Here is a 14,136-nt window from a genome sequence, read left to right as displayed (position 1 = left end):
TAGAGAAAAGGGAAAAATAATGACTAAAAAGCAAGCTATATGTAGAAAAAAATATTGGCATGGTAATTGCTTTAAATAATACTGAGGGCGACAAACGTTTACAGAAAATATTGTGGAGGGTTAAATATGAAATATGATTTTGATAAAGTAATTAATAGAATTGGGACAAATACTGCTAAATGGGATGAGGTCGAAACTAAATTTGGAACAACAGATGTTCTCCCAATGTGGGTTGCAGATATGGATATTAGGGTAGCACAACCTATTATTGATGCTCTGAAAGAAAGAGCTGAGCATGGAATATTCGGATATACTAAAATGTCTGATAGTTATAAAGAAGCTGTGTGTAGTTGGATGGAAAAAAGACATGATTGGAAAGTAGAAAAAGATTGGATAATTCATAGCCCTGGAGTAGTTCCAGCTCTTAGTATTATTATAAGAGAATTTACTAATCCTGGAGATAAAATAATTATTCAATCACCTGTATATTACCCTTTCTTTGATGTTGTAAAAGAAAATGGACGTGAATTAATATGCAATTCTCTTAAAGAGGAAGATGGAAAGTATGTTATGGATTATGAAGATTTAGAAAATAAAATAGATGAAAATGTAAAACTTATGATATTATGTAGTCCACAGAATCCTGTAGGAAGAGTATGGACAAGAGAAGAACTTGTTAGACTAGGAGATATTTGTATAAAGAATAATATAAAAATTATAAGTGATGAAATTCACGCAGACCTTGTATATAAAGGTCATAAGCATATACCTTTTGCTTCTATATCTGAAGAATTTGCTCAAAATACAATTACTTGTTTTGCACCTAGTAAAACTTTTAATATTGCGGGATTACAATCAGCTTTATTGGCAATACCAAACAAAAAAGATTACGAAAAATTTGCGGCTGCTTTAGGAACATTAGATGTTCGCAGAGATAATTGTTTTGGAGCGGTTGCTACTGAGACAGCTTATACAAAAGGAGAAGAGTGGCTTGAACAATTATTAGAATATTTAGAGTCTAATTTAGACTTCTTAATTGAATATTTTGAAGAAAAAATCCCGAAAATTAAAGTAAATAAAATTGAAGGAACTTATTTAGTTTGGCTAGATTGTCGTGAGTTAGGTATGAATAGAGAAGAACTATCACAATTTATGATAGAGAAAGCTAAAGTAGCATTGGATTTTGGATTTTGGTTTGGTAATGAGGGTGAAGGATTTGTAAGAATGAATATTGCCTGTCCAAGAGCTACTCTTACTGAGGGAATTGAGAGAATTAAAAAGGCTGTAAAAGAAATTTAATGATTATTACATAAAAGGTATGGTTATTAGCACATATATCACAAATTGTCTTTATAATAACCTAACTTTTATGCTATGATAAAACAAAATTAGGAGGTTTTAATTATGGAATTTGGATTAGTAAGCTTACTACCACCGATTTTAGCAATTATTTTAGCAATTGTAACAAAACAGGTATTTTTATCGTTATTTGCAGGTATATTTCTAGGCGAAATATTGTTACATGGGTGGGCACTTTTTCCAGCACTAAATGCTTCCCTTGGTAGAATCATTGATGTGTTTGCAGAAGGTTGGGTTACAAAAACTGTATTATTCTCACTTCTTGTAGGTGGAGTTATAACCCTTGTTCAAGCTTCTGGAGGTGTTGATGGATTTGTAGATTACTTAACAGAAAAAACTAAGCTTGTTAAAAATGAAAAAGCTGCTCAACTTTTAGCTTTTATCATCGGAATCGTAGTTTTTATTGAATCATCTATAACTATTCTTACATCAGGTACAGTGGCAAGACCATTAACTGATAAGTACAAAGTATCTAGAGAAAAATTAGCATATATAATAGACTCTACTTCAGCACCAATTTGTTCCCTTATACCACTTAATGCATGGGGAGCTACATTGATGGGATTGATAGCAGTTCAAGTATCAAATGGAGTAATTGAAGGAAATCCTACTACTTTACTTATAAAAAGTATTCCTTTTAACTTTTATTCAATAATTGCAGTTTTAGCAGTAGCATACTATATATTTACTGGTAAAGACTGGGGTCCAATGAAAACAGCGGAAGAAAGAGTTAAAACTACAGGAAAGCTTATGAAAGAAGGAGCAGTTCCAGTTGTAGATGTAGAGGCTACTCAAATTCCGACTAAAGATGGAGTTCAACCAAAAGCTTCAAATATGATTTTACCAATAGCAGTTCTTATTGCATGTATGCCGATTTTCCTACTTATTACAGGTGAAGGAAATCTTTTGAATGGTTCAGGATCTACTTCAGTATTCTGGTCTGTGCTTGTGTCATTAACTTTTTCAGCAATATATTATAGAGCACAAAACATTATGAAACTAGAAGAATTTATGGGTTATGTTTATAAAGGAATTGGGTCAATGATTCCAGTAGTTACAATTTTAATATTTTCTATTGCAATAGGTAATGTAGTTAGTGATGTTGGAACAGGGTCATTCATGGCTAGTCTTGTAGAAGGAAGAATAAATGGTGGATATGGACCAGCAATTATATTTGTTATGGGATGTTTAATTGCCTTCTCTACTGGTACTAGTTGGGGAACTTTCGCTCTTATGATGCCGATTGCTATTCAGATGGCAGTAGCAATGGATGCAAATGTATTAGTTAGTATAGGTGCTGTAATCTCAGGAGCTATTATGGGAGATCACTGTTCGCCAATATCTGATACAACAATTATATCATCCATGGCAGCAGCAACTGATCATATTGAGCATGTAAAAACACAAATACCATATGCTTTGGCTAATTCAGTAGTAACACTAGTTTTATTTCTTATTGCAGGATTTTTACTTTAACTATTGTAATTAATTAAAGAATAGAAATAAAAAGTATATGAAATTGTAAAACTGGCTAATTATTAAAGAATCATTATTATGATTAGTCAGTTTTTACTTACGGGAATTGATAATATAATAAAAATTAAAGGGGAGCTATAAATGAATAGAGAAAGTATCGAGAAAATGGGTTTTGGAACACAAACAATACACGGTGGACATATAGGGGATAAACAGTTTGGGTCATTAGCTACGCCGGTATATAGGACTTCTACATTCGTATTTAATTCAGCAGAAGAAGGAGGAAGAAGATTCGCATTAGAAGAGCCTGGATATATATACTCAAGATTAGGAAACCCTACAAATGCTGAAGTAGAAGAAAGAGTAGCTATTCTTGAAAAAGCTGAAGCAGCAGTATCAACAGCATCAGGAATTGGAGCTATATCTTCATGTTTATGGACTGCGTTAAAAGCTGGAGACCATGTAGTAGCATCTGATACTCTTTATGGTTGTACTTTTGCACTATTAAATCATGGACTTACTAGATTTGGAATTGAAGTTACATTTGTAGATGTAAGTAACCTTGAAGAAGTTAAAAATGCTATGAAACCTAACACTAGAGTAGTATACTTAGAGACACCTGCAAATCCAACATTGAAAATAACAAATTTAGACGAAATATCAAAAATTGCTCATACTATTGAAAATTGTTTAGTATTTGTTGATAATACATTTTGTACACCATATATTCAAAGACCAATAGAGCATGGTGCTGATGTTGTTCTTCATTCGGCAACTAAATATTTAAATGGTCATGGAGATGTTATCGCAGGATTCGCTGCTGGTAAAGCAGATTTTATAACACAAGTTAGAATAGTTGGTATAAAAGATATGACTGGTGCTGTATTAAGTGCAGATGATGCTTATTTAGTATTGAGAGGAATGAAAACTTTAGAACTTAGAATGAAGCAACATTGTACTAATGCAATGAAAGTTGCTGAATTTTTAGAAAGTCATCCAGCAGTTGAAAAAGTTTATTATCCAGGACTTAAGAGCTTTGAATACTATGATTTAGCTAAAAAACAAATGGATTTACCAGGAGCTATGATTGCTTTTGAACTTAAAGGTGGAGTAGAAGAAGGAAGAATTGTTATGAATAATGTTCACTTAGCTGCATTAGCAGTTAGTTTAGGAGATGCTGAAACATTAATTCAACATCCAGCTTCAATGACTCACTCTCCATATACATCGGAAGAAAGAGCAGCTTGTGGAATAAGCGATGGACTTGTTAGATTATCAGTTGGTCTTGAAACTGCTGAAGATATTATTGCTGATATGAAACAAGCTTTAGATTTAATTGTTAAGTAGTAGATTATTGTAATAAATTAAAGATTTTGAAAAATAGTGTGAATAACATGTATATTTCGTTTAAACGGAGGGTATGTTAATTACGCAGTTGTTTTAAAAGAATATTCATGTTTTTCATATATCAATATAAAATTGGAGGAAGAAAAAATGGAGAAAAAAATAATATCAACTAATAAAGCACCAGGTGCTATAGGTCCGTATTCACAAGCAATAATGACTGGAAATTTAATATTTACTTCAGGACAGTTGCCTATTAATACTGAAACTGGAGAAATGCCTACTACTATAGAAGAGCAAACAAGAGAATCATTAAAGAATGTAAAAGCAATTCTCGAAGAAGCTGGCAGTAGTATGGATAAAGTAGTAAAAAGTTTAGTTTTATTAAATGATATAAATGATTTTGCTAAAATGAATGAAGTTTATCAAGAATTTTTTAAAGAAAACTATCCTGCAAGAAGTGCATTTGAAGTTGGTAGATTACCAAAAGATGCCCTAGTTGAAATAGAAGTTGTAGCTTTAGTATAATTTTATAAAAAAATAATAATAAGGTCTTTTTAGCTATGCTAAGGAGGCTTTTTTATTGTATTGAATTTATAAATTATTTTAGCAATTTGATGCTTATTAAGTGGAGCGACTTTGTGTAATATATGCCTTTATTCTTATGAATAACTTTATATTTATATTAAATTATAATAACTAAAACAAGAATGCGAATTATACATAGTGAAAATTTGTATTATAGTTCGACACGTGACAAATTATAAACAAAAACAAAAATAAAACATTCACAAACGTAAAGTACTATGTTATACTTTAATTGAAATAATGACAGAAGGTATTTTGTGAGTTGATTTCGATATGTAATTTTGTACCAGTATAAGTAGTTCTTATACTGGTTATGTTTGCGTGTAAGCTGATGTAAAATTTTGGGAAGAATTATTATATTATTAGAAGATAAAAACAAGATTAAAAGGGGGATTTTAATTGTTTACTATGCAGCAATATTTACAGCCTTCAAACTTAGATGAAGCATATAAAATATTAATGGCAAAAAAAAGTAACACTATATTAGGGGGATGTGCGTGGCTTAGGATGGGTAATAAAAGAATAGGAAATGCTATAGATTTATCAGCAATTGACCTTGATTTTATTAAAGAAAATGAAGAATTTATTGAAATTGGATCAATGACTACATTAAGAGAGATTGAAACTAATCAAATATTAAATAATTATTTTAATGGGATATTGCCCATTTCAATAGGGAATATAATCGGTGTTCAGTTTAGAAATGTTGTTACTGTGGGAGGATCTGTATTTTCAAGATTTGGATTTTCGGATTTTATTACACCTTTACTTGCCCTTGATGCTGAAGTAGAACTTTATAATGCAGGTAGGTTATTATTAAAAGATTTCTTAAAGAAACCTTATGAAAAGGACATACTTATTAAGTTAGTTATAAAAAAACAAAACAGTAAAGCTTCATATAAAATGATTAGAAATTCAGCGGGAGATTTTCCGTTATTAAACGTTGCAGTTACAGAAAAAAATGGACAGTGGAATGTAGTAATTGGTGCAAGACCTGCTAGAGCAGAAGTTGCAGAAAAAGCTTCTCTTCTACTTTCAAAAAATGAGATTAATGAAGAAAATATAAATAAAGCAATGAGCACTGCAGTAGGTGAATTGTGTTTTGATAGTAATAAAAGAGCTTCAAAAGAATATCGTGAAGAAGTAGCGAAAGTTTTAGTGAAAAGAGCTATTATGGAGGTTTTATCATGCAAATAGAAGTTAAAGTTAATGGGAATATAATGAAAATGGAAGTAGAAAATAATGAGATGCTTCTAGATGCTCTTAGAAAATATGGTTTTTTCAGTATTAAAAAAGGTTGTGACACAACTAGTTGTGGTTTATGTACTATTTGGCTTGAAGGAAAGCCTATACTTTCTTGCTCTACTTTAGCAGTTAAGGCAAATGGGAAAAATGTTACAACTCTTGAAGGAGTTCAAAACGAGGCTGAAGAATTTGGAACATTTCTTGTAAATGAAGGAGCAGAGCAGTGCGGTTTTTGTAGTCCAGGCTTAATCATGACTGTATTAGCAATGAAACGAGAGCTTTCTAATCCGTCAGAAGAAGATATTAAGCACTATTTAGCAGGAAATCTTTGTAGATGTACTGGATACATGGGACAATTAAGAGCTATCAAGAAGTATATGGGGGTGAAATAAATGAAGGTTGTAGGAAAAGGGATAGATAAAATAGATGGTATGACTCTAGTTACTGGAAAACCTGTTTATACAAATGATATAGTTCCTCCAAATGCGTTGATAGTTAAAATACTTAGAAGTCCTCATGCCTTTGCTAGGATAAAAGACATTAAGGTATCTGAAGCGGAAAATCTAGACGGTGTTGAATGTGTATTAACGTATAAAGATGTACCCAAGAATAGATTTACTCTTGCAGGACAGTCTTATCCAGAACCATCTCCTTATGATAGACTCATTCTTGATGAATATGTAAGATATGTAGGAGATGAAGTGGCAATAGTCGCTGCGGTTGATGAAAAAACGGCAATAAAAGCTATGAAACTTATAAAAGTAGATTATGAAGTTTATGAACCTATTATTAAAATTGAAGATGCAGTAGATCACAAATCTGTTATACATTCGGAAGAAGATTATCATTTGAATTTTGATATAGGTTCACAAGTTAAAAGAAATATTGTATGCTCTGATAGTTATGAGCATGGAGATATAGAGGAAGAATTTAAAAATTCTGACGTGATTGTTGAAGAAACATATTTTACACAAGCGCAAGCGCAAGCAATGATGGAGTCTTTTAGAGCTTACACTTACCTTGATCAGACCGGAAGATTAACATGTGTAAGTTCTACTCAAATTCCATTCCATGTAAGAAAAATTGTTGCTAGAGCTTTAGATATACCGAAATCAAGAGTTAGAGTTGTGAAACCTAGAGTTGGTGGGGGATTTGGGGCAAAACAAACTGCAGCAGTAGAAATATTTGTAGGTATTGTGACCTTAAAAACAGGAAAACCCGCAGCAATAACTTATGATAGAAAAGAAACTTTTAGTTGTACAACTAGCCGTCATGCTATGAAAATAAAAGTAAAGATTGGTGCAGATAAAGAAGGAAACATTAAAGCCATTGATATTAATACTCTCTCTGATACAGGAGCTTATGGTGAACATGCTCCAACTACTATAGGGTTAGTTGCACATAAAACGCTACCTTTGTATAATAAAGCAAAGGCAGTTAAATTTTCAGCAGATGTAGTATATACGAATAAAATGTCAGCAGGTGCTTTGAGGGGATACGGAGCGACACAAGGAACTTTTGCAGTTGAATCTGCAGTAAATCAGTTAGCAGCAAAGCTTAAAATAGACCCAGTTGCTATTAGAGAGAAGAACTTAGTAAAAGAAGGAGAAGTAATGCCTGCTTATTATGGCGAATATCTAGCAAGTTCAGCTTTAGAAAGATGTGTTGCTAAAGGTAAAGAACTAATTGGATGGAATGAAAAATATCCAATGAAGAAAATAAGTGATACAAAGGTTAAATCTGTTGGTATGGCTGTAACTATGCAGGGTTCAGGAATTGCAGGAATAGATATTGCATCAGCAGAAATAAAATTAAATGACGATGGTTTTTATACTTTACTTGTTGGTTCTAGTGATATGGGAACTGGGTGTGATACAATATTATCTCAGATGGCTGCAGAAATACTAGAAACAAGTATGGATAATGTAATTATATATTCTTCTGATACTGATACATCACCATATGATGCAGGTTCATACGCTTCAAGTACAACTTATGTTACGGGAATGGCTGTTGTTAAAGCAGCTGAAGATTTGAGAAATCAAATATTAGCAGAAGGTGCAAAAATATTAGAAAAATCTATAGAAAATGTAGAGTTTGATGGAGAATACATTAAATCTTGTGATGAGAAAAGTTCTATATCTTTAAATGAGCTTGCTCAAACATTAGCTTTTGGAGTAGGGAAAAATCAACTTATTGGTAAAGCAACTCATGGAAGTCCGGTATCTCCACCGCCTTTTATAGCAGGTTTCGTAGAAATTGAAGTTGACAAAGAAACTGGAAAAATTGAGCTTATTGATTATGTAGCTGTTGCTGATTGTGGTACTGTTATTAATCCAAATCTTGCAAGAATCCAAGTTGAAGGTGGAATTGCTCAAGGAATAGGAATGGCGATGTATGAAGAAGTAAGGTATTCTGATAAAGGTAAAATGGATACAGATTCTTTTATGCAGTATAAAATACCTTGCAGAAAAGATGTAGGCAATATAAGAGTTGCATTTGAGAGTAGTTATGAACCAACAGGACCGTTTGGTGCTAAATCTATTGGAGAAGTTGTTATCAATACTCCACCACCAGCTATAGCTAATGCAGTTTATAATGCTGTAGGAGTTAATATAAGGACACTTCCGATAACTCCTGAAAAAGTACTTCTAGCTATGATGGAAAATAGAAATAAATAGGTAAGGGGAGCTAAATAAATGGTGAATGGTAATAGTCTAAACAGTTTTATTAATATTTCCAAGGGCGAGTGTTTAACGTTAGTAGGAGCAGGAGGAAAAACATCCTTTATGTTGAACTTAGCATCAGAATTGAAACATTATGGAAAAGTGGCTGTTACCACTACTACTAAAATCTATCCTCCTTCAGATAAGTTTTTTAATCATCTATATATTGGCGATGAAAAACGCATTTTAAAATGTCCCTATAATAGTAATGGAGTATATGTGGTTGGTTCTTCTATTAATACAGAAGGAAAAATAATATCTGTAAAAGAATGGTTTTTAGACAAACTATTAGAAAAGCTCGATTACATAATAATTGAAGGAGATGGTTCTAAAGGGAAGCCTTTAAAAGGCTGGAAGGATCATGAACCTGTAATTCCAGATGTATCTAACAAAACAGTGGGAATATTAGATATTGAAAGTGTTGGAATGGAAATATGTGAGGAAAATGTTCATAGAAGTGGAATCTTTACATCTATTACTGATTCAAGTATAGGAGATAAAGTTACTATTGAACATCTAAAGAAAATTGTAGAACACCCTAAAGGGCTCTTTAAATTTTCAAAAGGAGAGCGTATATTATTTATAAATAAGGTCGAAAGTATGGAAAGTTATAATTTTGGGATTAAGCTTTCTGAGATGCTTAAGGATAATGTGAAAATTGATAAAATAATAATAGGCAGTATTAAAAATAGAAAGTATAATTTGATTAAATAAATGAAGGTGAGATTAATGATAAATGCAATTATTATGGCTTCTGGACTTTCACGGAGGATGGGTAGTAATAAACTATTGTTAAAATTAAATGGTAAATATTTAGTTCAACATATTATAGATAAAATCAATAATATTAGCTTTCATGATATAATAATAGTAACAAGTTATGATGATGTTTTTAAGATTGCTGAGAAGAGTAATATGAAGTATGTTATAAATAACAATGGAGAAAAAGGTATAAGTGAATCAATAAAGTTAGGTATTGTGAATTCAGCAAAGTGTGATGGATATATGTTTTTCACAGGTGACCAACCATTAGTAAGTGAAGAGACAATCATAGAATTAATGGATAATTTTAATAAGAATGAAGGGAAAATAATTATACCGGTTTATGATGGATTTAGAGGAAGTCCTGTAGTATTTCCGTCTAAATTTAAAGGGGATTTACTTTCTTTGGAAGGTGATAAAGGTGGTAAGAGTGTAATTAATAATAATTTAAAAGATGTAGTATATGTAAGTATTGAAAATGGAATCGAGAATCTTGATATAGATACTGTTGAAGACTATGAAAATATTTTGAAGCATTTATAATGGTTATTCCACAAAAAGTAATTTAGTTGAACTTCGACTACGATATATAGCGTCAGAACGCATCAATTTGCGGTAGATATTGTGGTCGATTTTAGTTCAACTTACTTTTTGTGGTTTAACCCTATAAAGAAAAATAAGAAAAAAGTCTCAAATGGTATTTTGAGACTTTTTTAATAGTTAAATTATTTCAACCATCCTGTAGATCTATTAACTGCTTTCTTCCATCCAGCTAACAATTCTTCACTTTTTTCCTTATCCATATCTGGTGTAAAAGTTCTATCAACTGACCAATTATTAACAACATCTTCTTTACTTTGCCAATATCCAACTGCTAAACCTGCTAGGTAAGCAGCACCAAGAGCTGTTGTTTCAACTACTTCTGGTCTTTGTACAGGTTTTCTTAATATTGAAGCTTGGAATTGCATTAAGAAATTATTTGCAGTAGCTCCTCCGTCAACCTTTAATGCTTCAAGTTCTATTCCTGAATCTTCAGCCATTGCATTTAATACGTCATTTGTTTGATAAGCCATAGATTCAACAGCTGCTCTAACAATATGCTCTTTTTTTGCTCCTCTAGTTAATCCTACAATAGTTCCTCTAGCATAAGAATCCCAATAAGGTGCACCTAATCCTACAAAAGCAGGTACTAAGTAAACTCCATTAGTATCTTCAACTGCTTCACAGTATTTTTCTGATTCTGGAGCACTTTCTAAGAGTTTAACCTCATCTCTTAGCCATTGTATAACAGCACCGCCTATAAAAACACTACCTTCTAGGGCGTATTGAACGTCTTCTGATGTTGATGCTGCAATAGTAGTTACTAATCCATTTTTAGATGCTACTGCTTTATTACCAGTATTCATCAATAAGAAACAACCAGTTCCATAAGTATTTTTAGCCATTCCAGGTTTGAAACATGCTTGCCCGAATAGAGCTGCTTGCTGGTCTCCTGCTACGCCAGAAATTTTAATTGGTGCACCAAAAAGTTCAGAAGCAGTTTCACCAAATACAAAACTGGATGGTTTAACTTCAGGTAACATCGAAGCGGGGATATTCAGTGCTTTATATAATTCTTCATCCCATTTTAATTCATGTATATTAAATATCATTGTTCTTGATGCATTTGTAAAATCAGTAACGTGAACTTTGCCGCCTGTCAAGTTCCAAATTAACCATGTATCAATATTACCAAAAATTAAATTTCCTTTTTCAGCTTCTTGTCTTGCACCTTCAACATTTTCTAAAATCCAATTTATTTTTGTTCCTGAAAAATAAGCATCTAAAACTAAACCAGTTTTATTTCTAACTGGGTCAGCTAACCCTTTATCTTTTAATTCGTCACAATACTCAGCAGTTCTTCTACACTGCCAAACTATAGCGTTATAAACAGGTTTTCCGGTATTCTTATTCCAAACTACAGTTGTTTCCCTTTGATTTGTAATACCAATACTAGCGATATCTTCAGGTTTTGCACCAATTTTTTCTAAGGCTTCTTTAGCAACACCTAATTGAGATTCCCAAATTTCCATAGGGTCATGTTCTACCCAACCAGCTTTAGGATATATTTGCGTAAATTCTTTTTGTGCTACAGTTACTATTTGACCTTCTTTATTAAATAAGATACATCTAGAACTTGTAGTTCCTTGATCCAATGCCATTATATACTTTGCCATAAAAAAAACCCCCTTATATTTGTTAACGATTTCAGCAATTTGAATAAAGTGAATTTAAATATAAATTATTTTTAGAACAACATTACGAAAAGCGAAGCACCCAAGATAGCACCAACTATAGGTCCTAAAGTTGGAACCCAAGAATATGCCCAGTCAGAATCACCTTTCCCTGGTATAGGTAATATAAAATGAGCTATACGAGGACCTAAATCTCTAGCAGGATTCAATGAATACCCAGTTGGTCCACCAAGGGCTAATCCTAATACAAAGATTAACAAACCAACTGCTAAAGCGCTGACACCAGCAACCATTTCTGCTTGGCCTAAACCTAAAATACCGAATAAAAGTAATGCAGTTGCTAATACTTCACATAAAAAGTTAGCTCCGTAGCTTCTTATTGCAGGACCAGTTGCGAATACGCCTAATTTTGCTCCTTTATCTTCAGTTGCTTTAAAATGAGGTAGATAAGAAAGATAAACTAGAACAGCACCTAAAATTGCACCTATCATTTGAGCAGTAATGTATGATGGAACGTCCGCCCATGCAAATTTACCAACTACTGCTAAACTAATTGTAACTGCAGGATTTATATGAGCGCCACTTATTCCACCAAAAATAAATACTGGAAGTGCAACAGCTATTGCCCATGCGGTAGTTATAACAATCCAGCCAGAATCATTACCTTTTGTTTTTGCTAAAACAACATTTGCCACAACAGCATCACCTAACCAAACCAAAATCATTGTACCTAGTAATTCAGCCATAAAATTAGACATATAAGTTCCCCCTTGAATTTAATTAATTTGCGTATACCGGTATATTCACAAATTGTAAACGTTTTACAATGTAGCAGTCAAAAAAACCATTCTAAAATATAACCAATAAGGTTAAGTTTTGAATGGCTCTCTAATCTCTGCCGAATAACATATAGATTTGTAAGTAGGAAAATAGCAGTAATCAAAACACAAAACTGAATGTTTTGCATTTGTTACAATTGCTATGAATCCATAATACTACAATATTCGACAATAAGCAAATGTTTTTTTGAGGTTTTTATATGAAATTCAAATAAATAACGAACGATATAGTAAAAAATGTAATTTATTTTAACTATACCTAATACTTTCTTTCAAAAGATAAGTCATTAACTTTTCACCTGCATCAAAGAAATTACCAGATTCAGTTGCAGACTTTTCAGTAAAATTATTTTTAGGATTATTATTGTTTACACGACTGTCATAAATCACATAGGGTACAGGTTCTGATGAATGAGTTCTTATTTTTATTGGTGTTCTATGATCGGGTAATATTAGTACACGGAAATCTTCACCAGCATCTTCCATAGCTTTTTTTATAGGTTTTACAATCTTCTCATCAATAATTTCAATAGATTTTATCTTTCCATCTAAATCTCCTTGGTGACTACATTCATCTGGTGCTTCAATATGTACATAAACAAAATCATCACCTTGGATTAAAGTCTTTATAGCAGATTCAGCTTTTCCACTAAAATTAGTGTTTATTGTTCCCGTTGCACCAGCTACTTCTATAGTTTTTAATCCAGCAAGTATTCCTATACCGTTGATTAAATCTACTGCAGATATAACGGCACCGTTTAATCCAAACTTACTTTTAAAAGAATCTAGTTTAGGTTTTTTACCTTCTCCCCAGATCCATATAGAGTTAGCAGGATTTAATCCTTTTTCTTTTCGAGCCAAGTTAATTGGGTGATTTTTTAAAAGATCATATGATTTTTTCATCATATTAAAAAGTATGTCTTTATTTGGTCCACTAGGTAGATGAGTTTTGATTTTTTTTTCTAAAATATCATGTGGTGGAGTTAGTTTATAATCAAAAGGCCCTTTATCCCAAACAATTAAATGTCTGTAACTAACACCAGGATAGTATTTTATTAATTCTGTTTCTAGTAGTTCTCGAATATCAAGAATTAATTTTTTTGCTTCTTCAGTTGTAATTTCTCCAGAAGAATGATCAATCATAGTTTTTTCTTCATAAGGTTCTTCTTCGGATAATGTAACAAGATTACAACGGAAAGTAACATCAGTGCTTGATAATTCTACACCCATACTTGCAGCTTCTAGTGGTGAACGTCCTGTATGGTATATTTCTGGAGCATAGCTCATAACTGATAAATTAGCAGTATCACTTCCTGGAGACATACCTATTGGTACAGTTTGTACCAGTCCTACTTCTCCCTTTTGAGCCATTTCTGTAATAGTTGGAATATTAGCTACAGCCAAAGGTGTTTTATTATTTAAGTGTTCAATTTCATAGTCAGCCATACCATCAACTAAAATTGTGATATATTTCAAGTTAAACCCCTCCTTTATTGAATGAAATATAAATTACTTTATTGTATCACAGTAAAAAAGTATATACAAGAAAAGAGGTTTAAGGTA

Annotated in this window: 12 protein-coding genes; 9 read left to right on the top strand and 3 right to left on the bottom strand. The window is 32.2% G+C overall.

Annotated elements, in window-relative coordinates; genetic code table 11:
- Nucleotides 1-126: 126 nt before the first annotated feature.
- The 9 genes from ACQ3F0_RS08805 to mocA all read left to right on the top strand — a co-directional run bounded on the left by ACQ3F0_RS08805 (nt 127) and on the right by mocA (nt 10,043).
- A complete protein-coding gene (locus ACQ3F0_RS08805; protein WP_428864854.1) occupies nt 127-1,299 on the top strand; it encodes a MalY/PatB family protein in 1,173 nt (390 codons plus the stop codon).
- A gap of 105 nt (nt 1,300-1,404) precedes the next feature.
- Nucleotides 1,405-2,835, top strand: a complete 1,431-nt coding sequence (locus tag ACQ3F0_RS08800) for a Na+/H+ antiporter NhaC family protein (protein WP_428864853.1) — start codon at nt 1,405-1,407, stop codon at nt 2,833-2,835.
- Between the two features lie 141 nt (nt 2,836-2,976).
- A complete protein-coding gene (gene megL / locus ACQ3F0_RS08795; RefSeq protein WP_428864852.1) occupies nt 2,977-4,182 on the top strand; it encodes a methionine gamma-lyase in 1,206 nt (401 codons plus the stop codon).
- Between the two features lie 147 nt (nt 4,183-4,329).
- A complete protein-coding gene (locus tag ACQ3F0_RS08790) occupies nt 4,330-4,707 on the top strand; it encodes a RidA family protein (RefSeq protein ID WP_428864851.1) in 378 nt (125 codons plus the stop codon).
- Between the two features lie 468 nt (nt 4,708-5,175).
- Nucleotides 5,176-5,964, top strand: a complete 789-nt coding sequence (locus ACQ3F0_RS08785; RefSeq protein ID WP_428864883.1) for an FAD binding domain-containing protein — start codon at nt 5,176-5,178, stop codon at nt 5,962-5,964.
- Complete coding sequence (locus ACQ3F0_RS08780; protein ID WP_428864850.1) at nt 5,955-6,404, top strand: (2Fe-2S)-binding protein; 450 nt, start codon at nt 5,955-5,957, stop codon at nt 6,402-6,404. The genes ACQ3F0_RS08785 and ACQ3F0_RS08780 overlap by 10 nt, the downstream gene beginning before the upstream one ends.
- Nucleotides 6,405-8,693 (top strand): xanthine dehydrogenase family protein molybdopterin-binding subunit, encoded by a 2,289-nt coding sequence (locus ACQ3F0_RS08775; protein WP_428864849.1) that lies wholly within the window; start codon nt 6,405-6,407, stop codon nt 8,691-8,693.
- 18 nt (nt 8,694-8,711) lie between these two features.
- Nucleotides 8,712-9,452: a selenium cofactor biosynthesis protein YqeC gene (gene yqeC / locus ACQ3F0_RS08770; RefSeq protein WP_428864848.1), complete on the top strand. Its 741-nt coding sequence runs from the start codon at nt 8,712-8,714 to the stop codon at nt 9,450-9,452.
- 15 nt (nt 9,453-9,467) lie between these two features.
- The gene (gene mocA, locus ACQ3F0_RS08765) at nt 9,468-10,043 is read left to right on the top strand and encodes a molybdenum cofactor cytidylyltransferase (protein ID WP_428864847.1); all 576 of its coding nucleotides are present in this window, start codon (nt 9,468-9,470) and stop codon (nt 10,041-10,043) included.
- Between the two features lie 182 nt (nt 10,044-10,225).
- Here mocA and glpK read toward each other — a convergent pair whose 3' ends face one another.
- The 3 genes from glpK to ACQ3F0_RS08750 form a co-directional block, all read right to left on the bottom strand.
- Nucleotides 10,226-11,716, bottom strand: a complete 1,491-nt coding sequence (gene glpK / locus ACQ3F0_RS08760; RefSeq protein WP_428864846.1) for a glycerol kinase GlpK — start codon at nt 11,714-11,716, stop codon at nt 10,226-10,228.
- Between the two features lie 71 nt (nt 11,717-11,787).
- A complete protein-coding gene (locus ACQ3F0_RS08755) occupies nt 11,788-12,492 on the bottom strand; it encodes an MIP/aquaporin family protein (protein WP_428864845.1) in 705 nt (234 codons plus the stop codon).
- Between the two features lie 330 nt (nt 12,493-12,822).
- Nucleotides 12,823-14,049: a cofactor-independent phosphoglycerate mutase gene (locus ACQ3F0_RS08750; protein ID WP_428864844.1), complete on the bottom strand. Its 1,227-nt coding sequence runs from the start codon at nt 14,047-14,049 to the stop codon at nt 12,823-12,825.
- Nucleotides 14,050-14,136 lie beyond the last annotated feature (87 nt).

The organism is Clostridium sediminicola (assembly GCF_050402865.1).
In the GTDB taxonomy this organism is placed as follows: domain Bacteria; phylum Bacillota; class Clostridia; order Clostridiales; family Clostridiaceae; genus Clostridium_AF; species Clostridium_AF sediminicola.
The sequence above is the reverse complement of the archived record's forward strand: the minus strand, read 5'-3'. Positions and strand labels throughout refer to the sequence as shown.